The sequence below is a fragment of the Azospirillum sp. genome, from assembly GCF_050789165.1.
The window spans coordinates 25550-47688 of the sequence record NZ_JBOZRT010000020.1 but is presented as its reverse complement, the minus strand read 5'-3'; the positions used below and the strand labels follow the sequence as shown (position 1 = coordinate 47688).

Genomic DNA, 22139 nt, shown 5'->3' with positions numbered 1-22139 from the left:
ACTTTAGCAGAACTCTGGCTTGACTGGATTATAACTCCACTTTGGCGTTGCCGCCCCGTTGGAGTCATAGCATGATGGATACTATGGAAGACCGCGCGCCCGGCAAAGGCGAACGCGGCACGAAGCCAAGAAAGAACGACGGACAAAGGGAGGAGCGATGCTGGTTCGCGAGGCTTTGCCGCGCCCGGACAGTCGGCATTCGTGCGTCCGGATGGCGGTGTGCCACGGCTTCGACACGGAGGAAGTGACCTCCCGGCTGATCGAGGACCTCCGGCAGCCGAACATCTCCCTGGTCCTGTTCTTCACCTCGACCTGCTTCGACCTCGACTGCATCGCGCCGCGCCTGCGCGCCGAGTGGCCGGACGCGGAGATCGCCGGCTGCACCACCACCCGCGAGATCGCGCCGGACGGCTACACCGCCAACTCCATCGTCGGCATCAGCTTCGCGGCCCCTGACTTCCACGCCGTCACCGGACTCATCGACGACCTGCCGAACTTCGCCATCGCCCGCGGGCACCAGATGGTGCGCGACGCCCTGTCGGAGCTGAGCGCGCGGACGGCTCCGTCGGACCTGCCGATGCGCACCTTCGCGCTGCTGCTGATCGACGGGCTGTCGCGCAGCGAGGAGACGGTCATCAGCTCGCTGCAGAGCGTGCTCGGCAGCATCCCGATCCTCGGCGGCTCGGCCGGCGACGACCTCTGCTTCGAGCGCACCCTGGTCTACCAGGACGGCGCGTTCCACGAGCGCAGCGCGGTGCTGATCCTGGTCTCCACCCGCTTCGCCTTCGAGGTGTTCAAGACCGAGCACTTCGTCGCCTCGGCCCGGCGCATGGTGGTGACCGGCGCCGTGCCGACCGAGCGCATCGTCACCGGCATCAACGGCCGCCCGGCGGCGACCGAGTACGCGCGCCTGATCGGCGTGCGGCCGGAGGAACTGACGCCCGCGGTGTTCGCGGCGCACCCGCTGGTCGTGCGCTCGGGCGGCGGCAACTACGTGCGCTCGATCCAGCAGGTGGGCGAGGACGGCAGCCTGACCTTCATGTGCGCCATCGACGAGGGGATGGTCCTGCGCATCGGCGAGGACACCGGCATCGTCGAGGACCTGGAGGACCGCCTGGCCTCGCTGCGCGCGCGCCTGGGACCCTTGCAGCTGGTCATCGGCTGCGAGTGCATCCTGCGCTTCCTGGAACTGGAGCAGAAGGGGCTGACCGCACAGGCCGGCCGGATCCTCAGCGAGAACAACGTGGTGGGGTTCTGCACCTACGGGGAGCAGTACCAGTCCATGCACATCAACCAGACCTTCACCGGGGTCGCCATCGGCTGGCGCAACACCCATGACCCGTCTCAAAGCTGACCTGATCCGCGACGACCCCGGCGAGCACACGCCCGACGACGTCGAGGGGCTGCGCGCCGAAGTCGCGCGGCTGCGGCGCGTCAACGACGCGCTGATGGACCACGTCGAGCGCAGCATGAACCTGGGCGGCAACAGCTTCGCCCTGTTCCAGACCGCCAGCCTGCTGGAGCAGCAGGTGCGCCGCCGCACGCTGGAGCTGGAAACCGCGCTGCACGACATCGAGCAGACCAACCGCGAGCTGTCGGCCGCCACCCGCAACCTGGAAACCGCGCAGAACCGCCTGACCGACGCGCTGGAGGCGATCTCCGACGGGTTCGTGCTGTGCGACTCCGATGGCGGGATCGTCATCTTCAACTCGACCTTCCACGCGCTGTGGCGCGGCGTCGGCGACCTGCTGCGGCCGGGCGTGCCGTTCCAGCAGCTGATCGCCCGCGCGGCCGAGCGCGGCCTGATCCGCGAATCCGCCGAGGCGCGGCGCTGGCTGGCACGCCGCTCCGACGGGCGGCAGCGCCGCAACACCCACGTGCTGGAGATGGCGGACGGCCGCTGGCTGCGCATCAGCGAGCGGCCCACCCACGAGAACGGCTTCGTCGGCATCTACAGCGACATCACCGCCATCAAGACGCAGGAGCGCCGCCGGCGCGAGCGCGAACTGGCGGCCAAGTCCACCCTGCTGCAGGCGACACTCGACAACCTCTCCCAGGGGGTGTCGGTGTTCAACGCCGAGCTGGAGCTGGTCGCCTGGAACCACCGGCTGGCCGAGCTGCTGGACCTGCCGGAGGACCGGCTGTTCGCCGGGGCGCCGCTGGCCTCCTTCCTGACGCTGCCGGCGGTGCGCCGGCCGTTCGCCGACGACGGCCGGGAGCCGGGGGCGCTGGTGCGCTGGCTCAAGTCGACGCGCAGCATCCCCACCCGCTCGCTGGAGCTGGACTGCCCCGACGGGCGCACGCTGGAGGTGCGCAGCAACCCGATGCCGGACGGCGGCTTCGTCACCACCTTCGCCGACATCACGCACCTGCGCCGCTCCGAAGCGGCGCTGCGCGACAGCGAGTGGCGCATCCGCCTGGTCACCGACGCCATCCCGGCGCGCATCGCCTACCTCGACCGCGACGAGCGCTACCAGTTCACCAACCGCGCCTACGAGGACTGGATCGGCCGCACCCGCACCGAGATCGCCGGGCAGCGGCTGCGCGACCTGCTCACCCCCGATCAGTACGCCCTGCGCCGCCCTTACACCGAGCGCGTGCTGGCCGGCGAGAGCTGCGAGTTCGACATGACCACCCCCGCGGCGAACGGCGAGACCGCCTACGTGCACGCCGTCTACGTGCCGCACCGCGCGCCGGACGGGGAGACGGTGCTGGGCTTCTTCTCGCTGCTGCAGGACGTGACCGAATCCAAGCGCGCCGCGGCGCAGCTGGAGGAGGCCAACCGCATGCTGGAGGAGCGCGTGGCCCAGCGCACCCGCGCGCTGACCGAGCTGAACGACAAGCTGCGCGCCGAGATCGGCGAGCGCATCGCCGCCGAGGAGGCCATGCGCCGCGCCAAGGCGGAGGCCGAGCAGGCCAACCTGTCGAAGACCAAGTTCCTCGCCGCCGCCAGCCACGACCTGCTGCAGCCGATGAACGCCGCCCGCGTCTTCGTGGCGGCGCTGGCGGAGCGGCGGCTCGGCCGGCGCAACATGGCGCTGGTCGACAACATCACCGAGTCGCTGGAGGCGGTGGACGACCTGCTGAACACGCTGCTCGACCTCTCCAAGCTGGACGCCGGCGTGCTGCCGATGCACGTCACCGACTTCCGCCTCGAGCCGCTGCTGCGCCAACTCGCCACCCAGTTCTCGCCGCTGGCCGAGCAGCGCGGGCTGGAGTTCCGCATGGTGCCCTCCAGCGCGGTGGTGCGCAGCGACATGGCGCTGCTGGGGCGCATCCTGCGCAACTTCCTGTCGAACGCCGTGCGCTACACGCCGACGGGGCGCGTCCTGCTGGGCTGCCGGCGGACATCCACCGGGCTGCGCATCTGCGTGGCGGACACCGGCATCGGCATCCCGGCCGACAAGACGCAGGAGATCTTCATCGAGTTCCACCGCCTGAAGGGCAGCCGCAGCTCGCGCGACTGCGGCGCCGGGCTGGGCCTCGCCATCGTCGACCGCATCGCGCGACGCCTCGACCACCCGATCCACGTGCAGTCGGCGTTCGGGCGCGGCTCGGTCTTCGCGGTGGAGGTGCCCTATGGCAGCGCCGACCGCATCGAGGCGCCGCATCCCGCGGCGATCCGCAGCGAGGCCGGGTCGCTGAAGGGCAGCACCGTGCTGCTGATCGAGAACGAGCCGACCATCCTCGCCGCCATGGCGGCGCTGATGCACGAGTGGGGCTGCGAGCTGATCCACGGCGACGGCGCCGACGCCGTGCTGCCGCTGATCGCCGAGCGGCCGGACGCCATCGACGTGGTCATCGCCGATTACCACCTGGACGAGGGGCGCATCGGCATCGACGCGCTGCAGGCCGTGCGCAAGCGCTGCGGACGCACGGTGCCCGGCATCATCATCACCGCCGACCGCTCGAACGAGGTGCTGGCGCGGGTCAAGGCGCACGGCCTGCACCTGCTGACCAAGCCGATCAAGCCGGCGCACCTGCGCTCCCTGATGGTGCACCTGCGGAGCCGGCGCGGTGGATAGGCCGTACCAAGGTCGAATGGACGCGGGCACGGGGGCGCACGCACACTCAATGGGCAAGGGAGCCCACCCATGAGACACGCGTACCGCACGCTGCTGCCCGCCCTCGCGCTCATCGTCGCCCTGGTCGACCATGCCGGCGCCGTCGGGGCGGCCGACGTGGACCCGCTGTGGCCCTGCCCGCAACTGCTGGTGCCGTCGATCTCCGCCGCGTCGATCTGGGACGGGCCACCCATCGACGGCGAGGCGGTGGCGCTCGACGGCCCGCACGCGCAGGCGGTCGCCACGTTCGCCACCGAGCTGCTCGCCGCCGCCCCGGCCGCGGCCACCCCGTCCCCCGAGGACCGCATCGCCCGCTTCGCCGCCGAACAACCCGACGACGCCACCCGCAACCGCATGCTGACCGCGCTGTTCGCCACGCTGCTGGAGCGCACCAACGCCGATCGCCACACCGTCATCGAGGGCATCCGCAAGCAGGCCGCCGGCGTCAACGCGCTGGCCGAACGGATGAACGCGCTGCTCGCCAAGCGCGGCACGGTCGAACCCGGATCGCCCGAGGACTCCGAGATCGAGAAGGAGCTGTACTGGCTGCAGCGCCTGTTCACCGAACGGCGGCGGGCGCAGACCTACCTGTGCGAGGCGCCGGTGCAGCGCGAGCAACGGTTGGGCACGCTCACTCGGGCGATCCTCGCTGAACTTCGGTAATACCCTTACCCCTTCACCTGTGCCAAAGTCGTATTGTTACCGTTCGCGCCATGAACCATTATGGAAAAAGTGGGAGGAAACCAAACAATACACATCGGTGACGCACAATGACGAGCGTGAGTCCATCCGCCGGCGTCGAAAAGGCGCGCGTCCTTATCGCGGACGATCACCCCTTGTTTCGTACCGCGATGCACAATGTCATAGATGCCGTATACCATGATGCGGAATTCATTGAGGCGAGCGACCTCGATGAGATGATGAGTCTGGCCGCCGGCGCCGAGCTCGACTTGGTCGTGCTCGACCTCAACATCCCCGGCGCGACCGGGTTCTGCGGCCTGGTGCAGCTGCGCAACGAGCTTCCCAACGTGCCGGTCGTGGTCGTCTCCGCCGACGAGGGGGCGGACGTGGCGCACGACGCCATCACCTACGGCGCGGTCGGCTACATCCCGAAATCGCTGACCATGGATGCCATGGTCAAGGCGCTGAACCACGTCATCGGCGGCGGCGTCTATCTGCCGCCCACCGACGCCAAGGACGGCAAGCGCAAGGGCACGCTGAGCGAGAAGGACCTCCGCTTCGCCGAGCGGGTCGAGAGCCTGTCGGCGCAGCAGCGCGTGGTGCTGCAGATGCTGGTCGAAGGCCGGCCGAACAAGCAGATCGCCTACCTGCTGGACGTCACCGAGAGCACCGTCAAGGCGCACGTCTCGGCGATCCTGCGCAAGCTCGACGTGCAGAGCCGGACTCAGGCGGTGATCTGCGCCGGCAAGCTGTCGCTCCAGGCCCCGCATCACCCGCTGTCCGAACGGTCGGTCCGGCATTGAGCGCGGCGCCTGTCCCGAATAGATGCCCCTTTTGCACCAAAGTAGAATGGTTCTAAAGCACAGCAACGCGATACTCTATCGGCACCGGAGCCGTGAGTCCGGTCACACCCTGTCCAGGGAGAGACATCATGAAGACGTGGCGGAAGCCCAAGGTCGTCGAGATCTGCGTCGGCACCGAAATCAACGCCTATTGCTGCGCCGTCCTCTGAGAGCCGCAGCCGACTGCGAGATCGCGGGGCCGCCATTCGTCGGCGGCCCGCGTTTCCATCCCCACGGCGTGGAGCCCGGTTCATGCCGCCCCCCCCGATGCGTCTGATGACGCGCGAGGAGCTGGAACAGGCGCTGCGCGCGGTCGGCGAGCGGCAGTACCACGACCTGCACCCGTTCCATAAGCTGCTGCACGGCGGCAAGCTGAACCGCGGACAGGTCCAGGCCTGGGCGTTGAACCGCTTCTACTACCAGATCTCGATCCCGCGGAAGGATCTCTCGATCATGTCCCGCATGGACGATCGGGAGCTTCGCTGCGCCTGGATGCACCGCGTGCAGGAGCACGACGGGATCGGCGCCGACGGCCGCACCGACGAGACCCGGGTCGGCGGCATCGAGCGCTGGCTGCGCCTGACCGACGGACTGGGGCTGGACCGCGATTACGTGACGTCGCTGAAGGGCCTGCTGCCGGCGACGCGGTTCGCCGTGGACGCCTACGTGCATTTCGTGCGCGAGCGGTCGCTGCTGGAGGCCATCGCCTCCTCGCTCACCGAACTCTTCGCCTCGGCCATCCACCGCGAGCGCATCGCCGGCTTCGAGCGCTACTACGAGTTCGCCGACGACCGCACGCTCAGCTACTTCCGCCGCCGCCTGGACGAGGCGCCGCGCGAGGTGGAGTTCGGCCTCGCCTACGTCCTCGACAACGCCCGCACGCCCGAGCAGCAGCAGGCCGCCATCGGCGCGCTGCGCTTCAAGACGGAGTTGCTGTGGGCGCAGCTCGACGCGCTGTACTACGCCTACGTGGAGCCCGGCTTCATCCCGCCCGGCGCCTTCGTGCCGGACGACCGCGCGCCGACGGTGTACACGCGATGACGGGGGCTCAGACGACCCTTTCCGGCATCCGCTTGCCGAGCGTGCAGCGCACGCGCGCCAGACGGTGCTTAGGATGCTCGTTGACCCACTTGGCGCCCTCGATCTGCCCGGCGACCTGGCAGCTGGAGAGGGTCATCGGCTGGTCGTCGGGGACCAACGGATTGATCGTCTGACACTGGGTGGGATCGGAAACCAGACAGAACACCATCGACAATGTGACAAGCATTACTCACTCCCGCTTGGGTGCGCGATACTTGGAACAGGCAAACCGATCTACGCAATCACCATGCCAGCCCGGCCGCCCGAGCATCGCCGCACCGCCGCCTCCGGCACTATGATCTAGGTCATACGCCCGATCAAAACTTAGGCATCAATGGTTAACGACGCCCAAAGATTCATCGCTTTCCTCTTGGGCTCGGCATTCCATCCATGCCGCGGGAGGCCGCCGTGGCCGAACACGTCCTCCTGCTGACCGGGGAACTGGCCGAGCCGCGGCTGCGGCGGGTGCTCGACTCCCTGCAGCCGCTGGGCTTCCGCACCACGGTGGCCAGCCTCGGGATCAAGGTGGCGGCGCTGGCCACGACGGAGATTGTGCTGCGCCGCCTGCCGTCGGTGGGAGACGCCGACCTCGTGCTGCTGCCCGGCCGCTTCCGCGGCGACCTCGACCGGCTGTCGGCGCATTTCGGCGTGCGGTTCGAGCGCGGACCGGACGAGTTGGACGACCTGCCGCAGCATTTCCGGCGGCAGGCCGCCCCGCTCGACCTGACCCGCTATCACACCCGCATCTTCGCCGAGATCACCGACGCGCCGCTGCTCGGCGTCCCCGCCATCCTGGAGCGCGCCGCGTATCTGGTCTCCGAGGGAGCGGACGTCATCGACCTGGGCTGCCTGCCCGACCAGCCCTTCCCGCATCTTGAGGAGGCGGTCACCGCCCTCCGCGCCGCCGGGATCGCCGTCAGCGTGGATTCCCTGGAACCGGAGGCGCTGCTGCGCGGCGCGCGGGCCGGTGCGAACTACCTGCTGAGCCTCACCGAGGCGACGGCATGGGTGTCGCGCGAGACCGACGCGGTGCCCGTGGTCATTCCCACCACGCCGGACGACCTGCCCTCGCTGTACCGCACGGTGGACGCGCTGCGCGCCGAGGGGCGGCGCTGCATCGCCGACCCGGTGCTGGAGCCGATCCACCACGGCTTCACCGACTCCCTGGTCCGCTACCGCGAGGTTCGCACGCGCTATCCCGACCTGGAGATCCTGATGGGCATCGGCAACGTCACCGAGTTGACCGACGCCGACACACCGGGCGTGAACGCGCTGCTGATGGGAATAGTCTCGGAATTGGGAATCGAGCACGTGCTGACGGTGCAGGTCAGCCCGCACTGCCGGACGGTGGTCCGCGAATTCGACGCGGCGCGCCGTCAGTTCTTCGCCGCGCACGAGGCCGGCGCGCTGCCGCGCGGCTTCGGCGACGGGCTGCTCTGCCTGCGCGACCGCAAGCCCTTCACCAGCACGCCCGAGCAGGTGGCAGACCTCGCGGCGAAGATCCGCGACCCCAATTACCGCATCGAGGTCACCGCGCAGGGCATCCACCTCTACAACCGCGACGGACACCACACGGCCGTCGATCCGTTCGACCTCTACCCGCGCATCGACGCGCGCGGCGACGTCGGCCACGCGTTCTACCTGGGCGTGGAGCTGGCGCGGGCGCAGATCGCCTGGCAGCTCGGCAAGCGCTACACGCAGGACAGCGAACTGCGTTGGGGCTGTGCGGTGGAACGGCCGGAGGAGGACGCTTCCGGCTTCCACGCCGTCGGGACCACACGGCCGCCCACCCGCACCGGATAGCCGCTTACTTCGGCGCCGTCGAGGACTCGCCGGACGAACCGCTGCCGCCCTGCGTGGTCGTGCCGCCGCTCATGGTGCCCTGGCGCTGGTTGGCCAGCGAGTTGTCGGGCAGCTTGCCGGTGGTCGTGTCGGTACCCGACGAACCGCTGGTCGCGCCGGCGGCCGAGCCCTCGCCGCCCTGGTTGACCGTGCCGCCGGTCATGGCGCCCTGGCGCTGGCCGGCCAGGGTGTTGTCGGGCAGCTTGCCGGTGGTCGTGTCGGTGCCTTGCGTGGTGGTGCCGGTCGAAGACGATTGGGCCGCCGCCGGCAGCGCCACGGCGGCCAGAGCCACGGCAAGGACGGACGTGGCGATCGCGTTGCGAAGCTCCTTCATTGGGAATCTCCCCCGTGCTTATGCTTGGGATGCGTGGCGGTGTGCGCACGCATCACCGGCAACAACAGGCGAAGGCCCCCAACATCCCCACGCCACGCGGGGCTACGCCTGCTCGGCCGGGCCGCCACGGCGCGCCCAGAAGCCGCGCCCCGGGTCGTAGGCCGCGATCGCCCCCCCCAGGAACACCACCAGCGCCGCCAGCACCGCCAGCAGCGCCGTGGCGTCGAAGCGCAGGTAGAGCGCGAAGCGGATCAGCTCGACCGCGTGGGTGAACGGGTTCAGCTCCGCCACCCAGGCCAGCCCCGGGCTGCCCTCGCGGATGCGCCACAGCGGGTAGAGCGCGGTGGAGGCGAAGAACATCGGGAAAATGACGAAGTTCATCACCCCTGCGAAGTTCTCCAGCTGCTTGATGAAGGAGGACAGCAGCAGGCCCAGCGCCCCCAGCATCAGCCCGCTCGCCACCAGCGCCGGGAACACCGCCAGATAGCCCAGCGGCGGCGGCTGCACGTCCCAGAACCAGGCGACGGCGATGAAGACGTAGGCCTGGACGATCGACACCATCACCCCGGCCAGCAGCTTGCACACCAGCAGGTACCAGCGCGGCAACGGGCTGACCAGCAGGGTCTTCATGCTGCCCATCTCGCGGTCGTAGACCATGGACAGCGAGCTCTGCATGCCGTTGAACAGCTGGATCATGCCGACCAAACCCGGCACCACGTACTCCTCGTAGAGGATATAGGTCTCGTAGGGCGGGATGATCGACAGGCCGAGCACGGCGCGGAATCCCACCGCGAACAGCGCCAGCCAGACCAGAGGGCGCACCAGCGCCGCGAAGAAGCGCTCGCGCTGGTGCACGAAGCGCAGCCCCTCGCGAACCACCACGCTGCGCAGGCAGCGTCCGTACAGCAGCGCCGTCATCGCCCCCCTCCCCCCGTCAGCCGGGCGAACGCCGCGCCGAGCGTTTCGCCCTCGGCGCACACCTCCTCAACCGAACCGGAGGCCAGCACCCGGCCGCGGTGCAGCACAACGACGCCGTCGCCGGGCAGCACCTCGTCGATCAGGTGGGTCGCCCACAGCACGGCGAGATTCTGGGTGCGGCAAAGCTCGTGCACGTGTTCCAGCACCTGCCGGCGCAGGTCGATGTCGAGCCCGACGGTCGGTTCGTCGAGCAGCAGCAGGCTCGGCCGGTGCAGCAGGGCGCGGGCGATCTCGACGCGCCGCCGCTGCCCGCCGGACAGGGTGCGCACCCGCTCGCCGGCCCGGTCGGACAGGCCGATGCGGGCCAGTTCCTCGCGCGCCCGCTCCTCGATCACGGCGCGCGCCAGCCCGTGCAGGCCGCCGTGGTAGCGCAGGTTCTGCATCACCGTCAGGTCGGGGTCGAGCGTCGGCTGCTGGAACACCACGCCGATGCGCGCCAGCGCCTGGGTGGGCTGGCGCAGCATGTCGAAGCCGAACACCCGGATGCTGCCGTGCCGGTGGTTGTACAGCCGCGTCACCAGCGAGAAGAGCGTCGTCTTGCCCGCCCCGTTGAGGCCGAGCAGCGCGGTGAAGCGGCCGGCCGGGATGGCGAACGACACGCCGTCCAGCACCGTCCGCTCGCCGAAGCGGTGGCTCAGCCCTTCGACCGCGAGGACCGGCGAGGGCGAAGCCGCTTCTTCCGCAGGCACAGACGTGCCCGTCACGAACACGGATGACATTGGGGCACTCAACCACGTCTCCCTCTCGTCATCCCCGCGAAGGCGGGGATCCAGGATGAGCCGCGGCAGCGGCGACATGACTCATATGGCTCGCCGACGCGAGCGCTGGATCCCCGCCTTCGCGGGGATGACGGAAAAGTACTGGATTTCCGGCCCACCGCGCTCACGGCTTGACGATCACGCCCCAGGGCGCGCCGCCGACGCCGACCGACTTGATGACCTTGCCGCGCTCCATGTCCAGCACCGACATGTCGTTGCTGACGCCGTTGGTGGTGTACAGCCGCTTCTCGTCCGGCGACAGCGCCAGATTCCACACGCGCTGGCCGACCAGATGGTACTTCTTCACCTCGTAGGTCTGCACGTCGATCTCCGCCACCCGGTTGGCCGGCCCCAGTGCCACGAAGGCCCGCGAGCCGTCGCGGGTCAGCACGATGCCGACCGGCTGGATCGCCTCCTTCGCCACGCCCTGGACGGCGAAAGCGATCTTCTTCACCACCTTGCGGGTGGCGGTGTCGATGACGCTGACGGTGCCGCCCAGTTCCGCCGAGACCCAGACGAAGCGCCCGTCGGCGGTGAAGCGCGCCACGCGCGGCCGCGCGTCCACCAGCACGTTGTCGACCACCTTGTGCGACGCGGTGTCGATGAAGTGCGCCATGCTGGTGGTTTCGGAGGTGTTGACCAGGATCTTGCCGTCGGGGCTGATGCCCATGCCCTCCGGCTCGACGCCCACCGGGATCTCGCCGATGATCTTCTTGGCGCCGGTGTCGAGCACCGACACCATGTTGTCGTCCTCGTTGGCGATGTAGAGCAGGCGCCCGGCGGGCTCCAGCACGAACAGCTCGGGATCCTTGCCCGACGGCATGCGGTCGACGACCTTCAGCGTCGTGGTGTCCACCACGTCGATGCGGTTGTCGTCGCCCGAGCAGACGTAGATGCGCGTCATGTCGGCGTTGAAGGTGATGCCGCGGGGACGCCGGCCGACCTTGATGGTGCTGATCACCGTCAGCTTGTCGCCGTCCACCACCGAGATGCTGTTGCTCTTCTCGTTCGACACGAAGATCGTGTCGGCCGAAGCCGGCAACGCCACCGCGGCGCCCAGCAGCGCCAGCGCGGCCCGTCTCAACATCGTCATGCGCTCCCTCCCCTTTCGTTATTTCCGGCACCGGCTTTCCGGCCTGTCGTCGCCGAGCGTGTCGAGTTCCGAGAACTGGTGCAGGAATCCCGGCTGCGGCGACACCGACACCAGCGTGCGCGGCCCGGCCAGCAGCACCGGCTGGCGCAACTGACCGTCCCACTCGCGGAAGGTGAGGCCCTGCCCCTTGAACGCCGCCAGGGTGAAGTCCGGGCCCTTGATGAAGGCCGCCAGCGCCGCCGGGTCGTCGGAGCGGGTGCGCGTCGCCGCCTCGCCCACCGCGCGCACGGCCATCCAGGCGGTGTAGTCGCGCGGCCGCATCCAGCGGTTGGCCTGCCGTTCGAACCGGCTGTGCAGCTGCGTGGCGCCCCACTGCTCGTGCACCCGTGACCACGCGGTCGGTACCATGCCGTGCGTGCCGGCCACCGGCCGCGGCAGCCACGTGTGGTAGGGCAGGTACTCGCCGAACTGGTCGGCCTCGTCGGCGACCAGCAGCACGTCGTGCTCCCGGCCCTGGGTGAAGGGCGGGATCTCCGTCTGGATGGTGACGTGGCCGGTGTCGACGCGGCGGTTGGTGTCCTCGAAGGTCCAGGTCTTCTCCTCGGCGATCTTCGCGCCGAAGCGCTTGGCGGCGCGGCGCAGCGCCTCGGCGTAGGCGGCGTCCTCCGGCGTGCGGCCGATGATCAGCATCCACGTGGTCCAGCGCCGCTGCGCCAGATACTGGGCCAGCGCGTCGGCCAGCATGTGGCGGCTGGGCGTCACGTGCAGGAGGTTGGCGCGGCAGCGCTCGTTGCGCAGGTCGTCGTCGGGGGCGCGGGTGTTGAAGATCAGCATGTCGCGCGCCTCGGGCGCCGCCGCGGCGGCGAGCAGCGCGTCGGCGCGCAGGTCGGCGACCAGCAGACGGATCCCCTGCCCGGCCAGATCGCGCACGGCGTCCTCGACGCGGCCATCGGCGGGCACGACGGTTTCCACCAGCTCGAAGGTCTGGCCGAGGAAGCGGCCGGTCGTGGTGTTGTCGGCGATGCCGAGGCGAGCGCCCTGCACGCCCTCGTCGTCGGCCACAGGTTCCAAGAAGGTCTGCGGGATGCGCGGTTCCTCCTCGCGGGTCAGGTAGCCGATGCGGATCACCTGCGGATCGGCGGCCCATGTGGCCGACGCCCCCGGAAGCTCAACAGCCAGCAGCGCGGCGGCCAGCAGCAGCAGGCGCGCGACAAACCTTAGGGTGTGCGAAGCGGGCTCCACCATCCGGCAAGCATCCTCCCCCACGGCGCCGTTCTCGTGCGGCGTCGAGCACCATCTTGGCATCACAGCCTTGCCGAGGCTACGTGTACGAAAGCACGAGCAGTTCGCCGAGACCGCCGACCGTGCGGTCGCCGATTAGCCGGCGGGCGCGGATTCCGGCCTGTGGGAACTCCACCGGCCAGGCGCCGGCGGCCATCAGGTCGCGGCGCATGAGTTCGAGGAACAGCAACTCGTGCTCCCCGCCGTCGACGAAGCCGGGCGGCGGCTCCGCCGGGTCGCGCGCCAGCAGGATCGACCCGCGGCGCATGGCGGAGCCGAGACCCGCTCCGGCCTCGCCGCCCACCACGATGGAGCCCGCGATCATCCGCGCGCCGCACCAGCCGCCGACGTCGCCCTGCACGGCGATCAGGCCGCGGCGCATGCGCTCGCCCACCCGGTCGCCGGCGCGGCCGACGACGACGCTGCCGCCGCGCATGCCGCGCGGGCTGCCGGCCAGGGGTGCCCCCAGGAAGTCCCCGGCGGCCCCGCCGACGCGCAGCCGCCCGCCCGCCATCTCCGCCGCCGCATAGGCGCCGCAGTCGCCCTCGACCAGCAGGGCGCCGCCGCGCATGCCGGCCCCGGCGTTGTCGCCGCAGTTCCCCTCGACCACGATCTCGCCCGCCGCCATGCCGGCGCCGACGTTGTCGAGCACGGCGCCGCCCGGTCGCAGGATCAGCGTGCCGGACGGCCCGCCGTCACCCAGCTCGAACAGCTCGTCAAGGCGGACGCGCCGCCGCCCGCACGTCACAGACATAGCCCCGATGTCGGTCAGCCGCTCGGGCAGCACGCCGGTCAGGTCGATGGGCGGTCCGCCCGCCTCGCGCGCGGTGAGGACGAGGCCGGTCATGCCATCACCTCGTGCAGATGGAACTGGTGGCGGCCCAGCTTGCCGCCGTAGTTGCCGGCGGTGACCGCCACCACGCCGGCGGCCGAGCCCATGCTGACCACGGCGCCGATGCCGGCGCGCATGGCGGCGCGCACCGCGTCGGGCGTCATGCCGTCGATCACAAGCTCGAGGACGGACTCGACGCCCTCCGGCAGCAGCGACGGCACCACCCCGCGCAGCGTCGGGCAGTAGGCGGTGTTGGTGGAGGCGATCATGCCCTTGTACTTGCCGCCGATCTTGGAGCCGGAGCGCACCACCCCACCCGGAAACGGCAGGATGGCGCCGGGCACGGCGCGGATCGCCACCACCGCGGCCTCCGCCGCGGCGCGGGCGGCCTCGCGGTCGGCGCCGAGGATGAAGAAGTTGCCGCCGCCCACGCCCTCGGTCACCGCGGTGGTCGCCTCGCACAGGAACTCGCCGTCCATCACCGGGATGCGCCAGTAGCGCCGGCCGCCGATCCGCTTGGCGATCTGCCAGCCGTCGCCGAAGTAGCGCAGCCCGTCGCCGAGCGGGATCGGCTTGCCCTCGTGCTGGCCGGCGTAGCAGGCGGAGCCGTGCGCGGTCATCACGCACTGGCCGACCCGGCGCGCCACCTGCTTGGCCAACTCGTCCCGCGAGATGGCGAACAGCAGCACCGCGGCGCCGGGGCGGCCGTCCGGCGTCTCCTCGGGGTCGAGCACGCGCTCCACCGCCGCCTCGCAGCCGCAGGCGATGACCGAGGTGGCGAAGCCGGTCATGGTGACCACCGCCGCCTGCACCCAGTGCGGCGTGTCGGCGGTGACCACCAGCCGGGTGCCCTTCATGGGAAAGGCCTCGGCGAAGGTGTCGTCGATGGTGACGCCGTTGATCCGCATCAGAACGCCCCCGGCCGGCAGTCGTGGCGGACGAGCCCGTCGCCGTCGCGGATCTCGTCCGCCGAGATGCGGAAATGCGCCAGCTTCTGGCCCATGCGCGCCTCGAAGCGGCGGTCGATCCAGGCTTCGATGGCGGGGTCGTGGCCGGGCTCGACCACGTGCGTGCGGCCCGCCGCCAGCGCCACCACCACGCCGTCGCGGACGATCAGCCTTCCGTCCTTGAACACGAGGTCCGGCGTCTCGAACATGGCGCGGCGGTCCTCGCGGTCGGTGTAGACGACGACGTCGGCCGCGGCGCCGGGGCCAAGGTGCCCACGATCCTTCAGCCCAAGCGAGCGCGCCGGGGCGGCGCGGGTCATGGTGGCGATCTCGCCCAGCGTGTACTCCCGCGTCAGCGAGGGCAGGATGCAGTGCGCCGGCACGTCGGGGTGCAGCTCGGCCAGCTTGGCGAGGCGGTAGTCGCGGTCCATCAGCAGCCGGATCAGCTCCGGATAGCTGGTGAAGGGCGCGCCGTTGGGGTGGTCGGTGGTCAGGAAGATCCGCCAGGGGTCGGTGACCAGCAGGAACAGCTCCAGCCCGATGGCCCATTGCAGCGCGTTGACGAACGCCTTGTCGCGGTAGCGGAACGGCACGACGCCGCAGCCGGCGTCGCACTCGATGTCCATCACCGCCCACTTCTTCGGATGTGCCAGCCCGGAGGTGCGCATCTGGGCCATGGTGTCGGCCGAGGCGGTGACCGTCTGCCCGAACATGATCTGGCCGACGTCGATGGACAGGGTGGGCGTGCGGTTGACCATCTCCGCGATCTGGGTCGCGGCGGAGGAGAAGCGGCGGTCGCCCTCGGTGCCGTAGGCGTGGAACTGCACGTGGGTCAGGTGCAGCGGCAGCCCGTCCACCGCGGCGATGCTCTCCAGGGTCGCCTCGACGTTGCCGGGAACGCCGAGGTTGAAGCCGTGCAGGTGCAGCGGGTGCGGCACGCCCAGCCGCCGCACCGCCGCCGCCAATGCGGTGAGGATGCGGCGCGGGGATATCTCGTGGAACGGCCCGGCGGCGTCCACGTCCAGCTTGCGCTGGTTGTACTTGAAGGCGTTGATGCCGCCGGGGTTCACCGACTTCACCGCGAGGCTGCGCGTCGCCGTCAGCATCCAGCCGACGTAGTCGGCGATCGCCGCCTCCCCGGCGCCCGAGGCCAGCAGCTCCAGGAACAGGTCGTCGTTGCCGAGCACGAGGTAGCCGCCGGTGTCGATCAGCGGGATGTCGGCCATCTCCAGGTGCGCGTGGCGGGCGTTGCTGGCGAGCATCGCCGGCTCGAACGCCGCGGTGTAGCCCATCTGGGCGTAGCGGCAGCCGGTCACGTGGGTGGACGGCGTCGCCACCCCGCCGCCGCAGCGGCACAGCCCCTCGGCGGCGAAGGGCTCGGCGCGGTGCTCCTCGGCCATCAGCAGGCGGGCGAGGTTGACCTTGCCGCCGGCGATGTGGCTGTGGATGTCGATGGCGCCGGCCATCACCACCTTGCCGGACAGGTCGATGGTCTCGTCCGGCGCGACACCGGGATCGGCGACGATGCGGCCGTCGCGCACGAACAGGTCGCCGACCTCGCCGTCGCGCCCCTGCGCCGGGTCGTAGATCCGCCCGCCCGCCAGTTTCGTCAGCATGAGGCCTCCTGCGGCAGGGCGGCGGCGACGGCGGTCAGCACCGCGGCGACGTCGGGCAGCCCGCGGTCGATCAGGCGGCCGGTGCGCAGCGCGACGATGGAGTCGCCGCGGAACACGTGCGCCGCATGGTCGATGCCCGGCGTGCCGACCGGGATGACGACGGCCGGCTCGGCGGCGAACGCGGTGCCCGGCTGGGCCAGGGCGACCACGGCCTTGCCCGGCGGGAAGGCCGGCACCTCCGGCCGGAAGGCGGAGATCCACAATACGGCGTCGGCGGTTTGCTGGAAGCGCTCCCAGGCGAAGCGGTGCGGATCGTGCCGCGGCGCGCCGCCGGCCAGCGACGTGCGCAACGGCACGCCGAGCTGCCACGTGCAGACCTGGTTGGCGCCGATCACGTTGTCGTAGCCGGACAGCGGCAGGCCGGCGCAGCGCGTCAGCCGGTTGACGTCCTGCACGAGGCGGACGAGGCGCTCCACCGCCAGGTCGGCGTGTGCGCCCGGAAAGCCGGACGCCGTCCACGCCACCACGGCGTAATGCGCCGCCCGCAGCCGCTCGGCCAAGCCGGCGATTTCCGGCGCGGCGCCGGCGGGCTCGGTGAGCGCGGTGGACAGCGCCGCCGCCACCGCGCCGATCTGCGCGGCGTCGCCCGGGATCACGGTGAAGGGAACCTCGCCCAGCGCGGCGCGCGTCGTCTCCAGCGGTTCGCCGCACAGGAAGACCACCTCCCGCAGCGCCGGGGCCTGGAAGGCCGGCGGGGGCATCACCCAGCGCTCGTAAAAGCGGGGGTGCAGCGCCGCCGGGTCCGGGCCGACCACCAGCAGCAGGTCGCAGCGGTTGCGCAGCTCGGCGAAGGTCGTGGCGATCCAGCCGCTGCGCTGGAAGACCGCGAGGTTGCGGTACAGCCCCTCCGACCGCTCGTGATCGACCACCGCGCCGACCCGCTCGGCCAGCGCCAGCGCGGCGCGCGCGCCCGCGACGTCGGTGCCGAGGCCGGCGACCAGCGGCGCGCGGCTGGTTTGCAGGATCTCCGCCGCGGCGCGCACGGCGTCGTCCAGCGTGGCGGCGTGGCCGCCCACCCGTGGCGGCTCGGCCGGCGGCGTGTGGCCGAAGCGCTCGCGCGCGACCGGGCAGTCGGTGGAGCGCACGGCCAGCCGGCCGGCGTCCTCCTCCACGGTCAGGTCGTCGCAGCCGAGGCCGCAGAACGGGCACACGGCGTCGCGGTAGGTCGCCATGCCGCCCCCGTCAGTCGTACTTGATGTAGGCGAAGCGCAGGTCGTCCTTGGGGGTGCCCTCCAGCGCGCCGCCCTCCAGCGCGGGCTGCCACTGCACGACCTCCTCGATCTTGCGGGCGAGCTGGAAGTCCTTCTCGGTGATGCCCTTGGCGGTGTGGGTCATCAGCCGCACTTCGACCCAGGCGTAGGAGGCGGTGATGTCCGGGTGGTGCCACGCCGCCTCGGCCAGATGGCCGACGGTGTTGACCACCATCAGCGTGCCCTTCCAGCTGTTCGTCTTGTACTTGCGCCGGATCCAGCCGTTCTCGTGCTTCCAGCGCGGCAAAGTCTGCGCCAGCCGTTCGGCGACTTCCGTGTCCGTGAAGACTCGTTCCTGCACATCGGTCATAGTCTTCCTCCCTGAAGCGACCGCGGCGCCCTTGCACTTAAGTCCGTTGGACTAAAGTACAACTCATTATTGGCTTGGGCGTATTTTATATTCTAACACTATCATGTCGATCAAGACGACGCAACTTCATGAACAGATGAGGTAAACATGCCTCACGGCGTCGAATATTTCGGGGAGGTAAGGGTCACCGCGCCGGCGCGGCTGCACCTTGGGTTCCTGGATATGAACGGCGGGCTGGGACGGCGCTTCGGCAGCCTGGGGTTGACCCTGGACGGGCTGTCCACCACCGTGCGCGTCCGGCCGTCCGACCGGCTGCGCGCCTCCGGCCCCTCGGCCGAGCGGGCGCTCACGGTGGCGCGCACGCTGTGCGAGCGTTTCCGCTGGCCGGCCACGGCCGACATCACGCTGGCCGAGGCCATTCCGGAGCACGCCGGCCTGGGGTCCGGCACGCAGCTCGGGCTGGCGGTCGGCAGCGCGCTGGCGCAGCTGCACGGCCGCGCCGTGCCGGTCCGCGTGCTGGCGGCGGAGCTGGAGCGCGGCGCGCGCTCCGGCATCGGCATCGGGGCGTTCGAGAACGGCGGGGTGATCCTCGACGGGGGGCGCGGGCCGGACGGCCAGCCGCCCCCCGTCATCGCCCGGCTGCCCTGCCCGGAGCCCTGGCGTGTCCTGCTGATCCTGCACCGCGACGGCCAGGGCCTGCATGGCGCCGACGAGATGCGGGCGTTCCACACGCTGCCGCCCTTCCCGGCGGAGCGCGCCGCGCACCTGTGCCGGCTGACGCTGATGACGGCGCTGCCGGCGCTGGTGGAGGGCGACGCCGAGGGCTTCGGCCGCGCGGTGGGCGAGTTGCAGCGCACCGTCGGCGACCACTTCGCGCCGGTGCAGGGCGGGCGCTTCACCAGCCCCGCCGTGGCCGAGGTTCTGGAGTGGCTGGAGGCCGAGGGCATCCCCGGCGTCGGGCAAAGCTCCTGGGGGCCGACCGGCTTCGCCATCGTTGGCGACCCCGGCGACGGCGAGGCGCTGCTGGCGGCGGCGCGGCGGCGGTGGGCGGACGGCCCGCTGGAGTTCCGCCTGTGCCGCGCCCGCAACGACGGCGCCACGGTGCAGACCGCCGGCTACGCCCGGCCCGCCGCCTGACCCTTTCGGAGACGCCCAATGCCCGCCCCTTACGTCCTGCACATGCTGACGCCGCTGAAGCACGTCAGCGCCTTCGACGTCAACATGGCCGCCGACGCCGGCATCCACACCCTGTTCCCCTACACGGAGGTCGAGCCTGGGGAGGTCGCCGGCATCACCCAGGACGCCATGTTCTCCCGCGATCCGGCCAACGCCGCGCGCACCGGGCTGTTCATCGGCGGGCGCGACGCGGTGCAGGCGCTGGACATGATGGAGGCGGCGCGCAAATCCATGTTCCCGCCCTTCACCATCTCGGTCATGGTCGATCCATCGGGCGCCTTCACCACCGCGGCGGCGATGGTCGCGGTGGTCGACCGCGCGCTGCGCCGTACCCGGCCGGAGGGCATCAAGGGCACCGCCGTGCAGGTCTACGGCGCCACCGGCGTGGTCGGCAGCACCGCCGGGGTGATCGCCGCGCTGGCCGGCGCGCGGGTCACGCTGGTCAGCCACCGCGGTCTGTCCGGGGTCGAACCGAAGGCGGCGGAGTTCAACAAGCGCTTCGACGTGCGGCTGGCCTGCGCCGACGCGCCGGACGACGCGTCCAAGACGGCGCAACTGGCCGAGGCCGAGGTGGTGTTCGCCTGCGGCCGGGCCGGCGTTCAGATCATCACGGCCAAACACCTGGAATCCGCCAAGCGCCTGCTGGCCGCGGCCGACGTCAACGCGGTGCCGCCGTCCGGCGTCGAGGGCGTCGGCGCCAAGGACGATGGCACGCCGCTGGCCGGCGGGCATGGCGTCGGCATCGGCGCGCTGGCCATCGGCAACATCAAGTTCAAGGTGCAGCACGCGCTGCTGCAGCGTCTCGCCGACGCTGACAAGGCGGTCTACCTCGACTTCCGCGACGCCTATGACGCCGCCCGCGCGCTCGCCGGATAGCCGGGGGCCGGACATCGTCGTCGTCGCCGTGTCGGCGCGGGCGCTCGCCGCCGCGGCGTGCCGGGTGGGCCGGCGGCCGGCGGCCATCGACCTGTTCGCCGACGACGACACCCGGCAACTCGCCGCCCCCTGCCTGCGGCTGCCGTCGCGCGGCCTGCGCCTGGACGAGGACGCCCTGATGGAGGCGCTGGAGCGGCCGGAGCTGCGCGGTTTGCCGCTGGTCTACGGCGCCGGCTTCGAGGACGATCCGCGGCGCCTGGAGCGCATCGCCGAAACGCGGCCGATCCTGGGCAACGGCGCGACGCAGGTGGCGTGGGTTAAGGATCCCTTCGCCTTCGCGGACGCGCTCGGCCGCCTCGGCATCCCGCACCCGGAGGCGGCCCGCGCGCTGCCCGGCCCGCCGGAGCGCTACCTGCTGAAGCGCGTCGGCGGCAGCGGCGGCGGCCACGTCGCGGCGGTCCCGCCGGCCACCCGGCCCGGCGCCGAGGCGTCGCGGGGATGGTACTTCCAGCGCCGCGTCGGCGGCCACGCCGTGTCGGTCCTGGCACTGGGCGATGGCGAGCGCGCGGTGGTCGTGGGCCTCAGCCGGCAGTGGGCGGCGCCGACGCCGGAGCAGCCGTTCCGCTACGGCGGCGCGGCCGGGCCGATGCGCGCGACGCATCGGCTCGGCGGCCTGTTGTCGGACATGACGGTGCGCCTGTGCGCCGCCTTCGGGCTGGTCGGGCTGGTCAGCGCCGACTTCCTGGTGGCGGGGGACACGGTGCACCTGCTGGAGGTCAACCCGCGGCCCGGCGCGACGCTGGACGTCTTCGACCGGGCGCCGCTGCCGCCCCTGTTCGGGCTGCATGTGGACGCCTGCGCCGGCCGGCTGCCGGAGTCCCTGCCGGCGCCCTGGCGGTGCCGCGCCGCGCTCGTCCACTACGCCGCGCGTCCGGTCACCGTCGGCCGCGGCTTTCCCTGGCCGGCGTGGACCGCCGACCGTCCGGCCGGGCCGGCGCGCATCGAGGCCGGCGCGCCGGTCTGCACGGTGCGGGCGGACGGCGCCAGCGTCGGCTCGGCGCGGCGGCAGGCGGAGCAGCGGCAGCGGCGGCTGGCCGCCCAACTCGAAACCCAGGCCATGGAGGTCCCGGCATGAGCACTCCCGAACGCCCCAGCCTGTCGGCGCTGGCGGCCCCGCTGGCGGACCGTCTCGCCGCCGACGCGTCCGTGCTCCGCCTCGGCGTCGAACGGATCGGCGGCGCCCGCGTCATCGATGCCGGCATCGGCGCCCCCGGCGGGCTGGAGACCGGGCGGCGGATCGCCGAGCTGTGCCTGGGCGGTCTCGGGCACGTGGCGTTCGGCGGGGCCGGCGGCAGCCCTGACTGGCCGTTCGGCGTCACCGTGCACAGCGCCGACCCGGTGCTCGCCTGCCTCGGCAGCCAGTACGCCGGGTGGAGCCTCAGCCACGGCAAGTTCTTCGCGCTCGGCTCCGGCCCCGGGCGGGCTCTGGCGCGCAAGGAGACGCTGTTCGACGAGCTGGGCTACCGCGACACCGGCACCACGGCCGCCTTCGTTCTGGAGGTGGATAAGCCGCCGCCGGAGGAACTGGTGACCCGCGTCGCCGCCGACTGCGGCATCGCGCCGGAGGGGCTGACGCTGGTGCTCACCCCCACGCACAGCCTCGCCGGCACGGTGCAGGTGGTGGCGCGGGTGCTGGAGGTGGCGCTGCACAAGGTGCATGCCCTGGGCTTCCCGCTGGAGCGCGTGGTCGACGGCATCGGCACCGCGCCGCTGCCGCCGCCGGGCGGCGGGTTCCTGACCGCCATGGGCCGCACCAACGACGCGATCCTCTACGGCGGCACCGTGCAGTTGCACGTCACCGGCCCGGACGCCGAGGCCGAGGATCTGGCGCGGCGCCTGCCCTCCTCCGCCTCGCGCGACCACGGGCGGCCGTTCGCCGAGATCTTCGCGGCGGTGAAAGGCGACTTCTACGCCATCGACTCCCTGCTGTTCAGCCCGGCCCGCGTCGTCGTCACCGCGCTGGACAGCGGGCGCAGCTTCCACGCCGGCACCATCGCGCGCGAGCTGGTGGAGCGGTCGTTCGGGAGTGCCGGCCAGCCTTAAGACCCTTGCCATAAAG

At 71.4% G+C, this 22139-nt stretch carries 22 protein-coding genes; 11 read left to right on the top strand and 11 right to left on the bottom strand.

All coding sequences use genetic code 11. From position 1 onward, the window contains the following. Positions 1-157 precede the first annotated feature (157 nt). From ACRWK7_RS03420 to pqqC, 6 genes are all read left to right on the top strand, one after another. On the top strand, positions 158-1354 hold the full coding sequence (locus ACRWK7_RS03420) for an FIST N-terminal domain-containing protein (RefSeq protein ID WP_431854770.1): 1197 nt from the start codon (positions 158-160) through the stop codon (positions 1352-1354). Further along, positions 1335-4025 carry a NahK/ErcS family hybrid sensor histidine kinase/response regulator gene (locus tag ACRWK7_RS03415; RefSeq protein WP_431854769.1) on the top strand — a complete coding sequence of 897 codons (2691 nt, stop codon included), beginning with the start codon at positions 1335-1337 and terminating at the stop codon, positions 4023-4025. The genes ACRWK7_RS03420 and ACRWK7_RS03415 overlap by 20 nt, the downstream gene beginning before the upstream one ends. 69 nt (positions 4026-4094) lie before the next feature. Further along, positions 4095-4727: a hypothetical protein gene (locus ACRWK7_RS03410; protein ID WP_431854768.1), complete on the top strand. Its 633-nt coding sequence runs from the start codon at positions 4095-4097 to the stop codon at positions 4725-4727. Positions 4728-4834: 107 nt separating this feature from the next. Beyond that, positions 4835-5548: a response regulator gene (locus ACRWK7_RS03405; RefSeq protein ID WP_431854767.1), complete on the top strand. Its 714-nt coding sequence runs from the start codon at positions 4835-4837 to the stop codon at positions 5546-5548. Between the two features lie 128 nt (positions 5549-5676). Continuing rightward, a complete protein-coding gene (pqqA, locus tag ACRWK7_RS03400; protein WP_431854851.1) occupies positions 5677-5757 on the top strand; it encodes a pyrroloquinoline quinone precursor peptide PqqA in 81 nt (26 codons plus the stop codon). An 82-nt stretch (positions 5758-5839) separates the two neighbouring features. Continuing rightward, positions 5840-6628: a pyrroloquinoline-quinone synthase PqqC gene (pqqC, locus tag ACRWK7_RS03395; protein ID WP_431854766.1), complete on the top strand. Its 789-nt coding sequence runs from the start codon at positions 5840-5842 to the stop codon at positions 6626-6628. A gap of 7 nt (positions 6629-6635) precedes the next feature. Here pqqC and ACRWK7_RS03390 read toward each other — a convergent pair whose 3' ends face one another. After that, complete coding sequence (locus tag ACRWK7_RS03390; protein WP_431854765.1) at positions 6636-6854, bottom strand: hypothetical protein; 219 nt, start codon at positions 6852-6854, stop codon at positions 6636-6638. Between the two features lie 221 nt (positions 6855-7075). On the opposite strand from ACRWK7_RS03390, the gene ACRWK7_RS03385 reads away from it, so the two are divergent. Continuing rightward, the gene (locus tag ACRWK7_RS03385) at positions 7076-8470 is read left to right on the top strand and encodes a DUF6513 domain-containing protein (protein WP_431854764.1); all 1395 of its coding nucleotides are present in this window, start codon (positions 7076-7078) and stop codon (positions 8468-8470) included. Between the two features lie 4 nt (positions 8471-8474). Here ACRWK7_RS03385 and ACRWK7_RS03380 read toward each other — a convergent pair whose 3' ends face one another. The 10 genes from ACRWK7_RS03380 to ACRWK7_RS03335 form a co-directional block, all read right to left on the bottom strand. Beyond that, positions 8475-8843, bottom strand: coding sequence for a hypothetical protein (locus tag ACRWK7_RS03380; RefSeq protein ID WP_431854763.1), 369 nt, complete (start codon positions 8841-8843; stop codon positions 8475-8477). 102 nt (positions 8844-8945) lie between these two features. After that, the gene (locus ACRWK7_RS03375; RefSeq protein ID WP_431854762.1) at positions 8946-9761 is read right to left on the bottom strand and encodes an ABC transporter permease; all 816 of its coding nucleotides are present in this window, start codon (positions 9759-9761) and stop codon (positions 8946-8948) included. Further along, positions 9758-10540 carry an ABC transporter ATP-binding protein gene (locus ACRWK7_RS03370; RefSeq protein WP_431854761.1) on the bottom strand — a complete coding sequence of 261 codons (783 nt, stop codon included), beginning with the start codon at positions 10538-10540 and terminating at the stop codon, positions 9758-9760. The genes ACRWK7_RS03375 and ACRWK7_RS03370 overlap by 4 nt, the downstream gene beginning before the upstream one ends. A gap of 163 nt (positions 10541-10703) precedes the next feature. Further along, the gene (locus ACRWK7_RS03365; RefSeq protein WP_431854760.1) at positions 10704-11672 is read right to left on the bottom strand and encodes a PQQ-dependent catabolism-associated beta-propeller protein; all 969 of its coding nucleotides are present in this window, start codon (positions 11670-11672) and stop codon (positions 10704-10706) included. 18 nt (positions 11673-11690) lie between these two features. Further along, on the bottom strand, positions 11691-12917 hold the full coding sequence (locus ACRWK7_RS03360; RefSeq protein WP_431854759.1) for an ABC transporter substrate-binding protein: 1227 nt from the start codon (positions 12915-12917) through the stop codon (positions 11691-11693). 76 nt (positions 12918-12993) lie between these two features. Beyond that, entirely contained in the window at positions 12994-13800 is an 807-nt protein-coding gene (locus ACRWK7_RS03355) for a formylmethanofuran dehydrogenase subunit C (protein WP_431854758.1), read from the bottom strand. Further along, a complete protein-coding gene (gene fhcD / locus ACRWK7_RS03350; RefSeq protein WP_431854757.1) occupies positions 13797-14693 on the bottom strand; it encodes a formylmethanofuran--tetrahydromethanopterin N-formyltransferase in 897 nt (298 codons plus the stop codon). The genes ACRWK7_RS03355 and fhcD overlap by 4 nt, the downstream gene beginning before the upstream one ends. Beyond that, entirely contained in the window at positions 14693-16348 is a 1656-nt protein-coding gene (locus tag ACRWK7_RS03345; protein WP_431854756.1) for a formylmethanofuran dehydrogenase subunit A, read from the bottom strand. Before ACRWK7_RS03345 ends, fhcD begins: the two co-directional genes overlap by 1 nt. Continuing rightward, a complete protein-coding gene (locus tag ACRWK7_RS03340) occupies positions 16342-17580 on the bottom strand; it encodes a formylmethanofuran dehydrogenase (protein ID WP_431854755.1) in 1239 nt (412 codons plus the stop codon). Before ACRWK7_RS03340 ends, ACRWK7_RS03345 begins: the two co-directional genes overlap by 7 nt. 10 nt (positions 17581-17590) lie before the next feature. After that, positions 17591-17968, bottom strand: a complete 378-nt coding sequence (locus tag ACRWK7_RS03335; RefSeq protein WP_431854754.1) for a 4a-hydroxytetrahydrobiopterin dehydratase — start codon at positions 17966-17968, stop codon at positions 17591-17593. A 147-nt stretch (positions 17969-18115) separates the two neighbouring features. Here ACRWK7_RS03335 and ACRWK7_RS03330 point away from each other — a divergent pair, with 147 nt between their 5' ends. Genes ACRWK7_RS03330 through mch form a run of 4 tightly spaced genes read left to right on the top strand, consistent with a single transcriptional unit; the run spans position 18116 to position 22123 of the window. Then, positions 18116-19105 (top strand): beta-ribofuranosylaminobenzene 5'-phosphate synthase family protein, encoded by a 990-nt coding sequence (locus ACRWK7_RS03330; protein ID WP_431854753.1) that lies wholly within the window; start codon positions 18116-18118, stop codon positions 19103-19105. Between the two features lie 18 nt (positions 19106-19123). Next, on the top strand, positions 19124-20020 hold the full coding sequence (locus tag ACRWK7_RS03325) for an NAD(P)-dependent methylenetetrahydromethanopterin dehydrogenase (RefSeq protein ID WP_431854752.1): 897 nt from the start codon (positions 19124-19126) through the stop codon (positions 20018-20020). Next, complete coding sequence (locus tag ACRWK7_RS03320) at positions 19992-21155, top strand: ATP-grasp domain-containing protein (RefSeq protein ID WP_431854751.1); 1164 nt, start codon at positions 19992-19994, stop codon at positions 21153-21155. Before ACRWK7_RS03325 ends, ACRWK7_RS03320 begins: the two co-directional genes overlap by 29 nt. Further along, a complete protein-coding gene (gene mch / locus ACRWK7_RS03315; RefSeq protein WP_431854750.1) occupies positions 21152-22123 on the top strand; it encodes a methenyltetrahydromethanopterin cyclohydrolase in 972 nt (323 codons plus the stop codon). The genes ACRWK7_RS03320 and mch overlap by 4 nt, the downstream gene beginning before the upstream one ends. Positions 22124-22139: the final 16 nt, after the last annotated feature.